Below are 598 nucleotides of genomic sequence, written 5' to 3'. Positions count from 1 at the left end.
GGGTCAGATCGGCGACATGGACGGCATCCCCGACGAAGAGCCGCATATTTCCGCCTTCCAGGGCGCGCTCGAAGGCGAAGTGTCGATCGTTACCTTCGACGTGCCGATCTGACCCCGGTCCAGCTTTCGAATCGACTGCCGAACCGAATCGGCGACCGAGGCCTTCCCAGCCGACAAATGTGCTGCCGCTAAGGGAAGGCTGAGCTTGGCTGCTCGGCTTCGGCTTGCCCGAGGCAAGTGTTCTGATAAGAAGCCATCACCATCATCAAACAGACGGAGCGGCCGTGTCCCAGCCCATCAAGATAGGCATCGTCGGCGTCGGCAAGATCGTCCGCGACCAGCACCTGCCGGCCCTGGCGAAAGACCAGGACTATCGCCTCGTCGCGGCCGCCAGCCGTCACGGCAAGGTGGATGACATCCCGAATTTCCCCACCATCGAAGCCATGCTCGACGCCGTAGCCGAGCTCGAGGCCGTCTCGCTCTGCATGCCGCCGCAATTCCGCTACGACGCGGCGCGGACGGCGCTGACGGCAAAGAAGCATGTCTTCCTGGAGAAGCCGCCGGGCGCTACTGTCAGCGAGGTCGAAGACCTCAAGAC

1 protein-coding gene and 1 pseudogene are annotated in these 598 nt (G+C 63.2%); both read left to right on the top strand.

Annotation, left to right across the window (positions count from 1 at the left end; all coding sequences use genetic code 11):
• Positions 1–112 (top strand): annotated as a pseudogene (locus tag EN925_RS41345) (transcriptional regulator); the annotation flags it as partial.
• Between the two features lie 172 nt (positions 113–284).
• The coding region (locus tag EN925_RS38730) for a Gfo/Idh/MocA family oxidoreductase (protein WP_164894829.1) at positions 285–598 on the top strand (314 nt) is incomplete at its 3' end.

This window comes from Mesorhizobium sp. M7A.F.Ca.US.006.04.2.1 (assembly GCF_004022915.1).
GTDB lineage: Bacteria > Pseudomonadota > Alphaproteobacteria > Rhizobiales > Rhizobiaceae > Mesorhizobium > Mesorhizobium ciceri.
The sequence above is the reverse complement of the archived record's forward strand: the minus strand, read 5'-3'. Positions and strand labels throughout refer to the sequence as shown.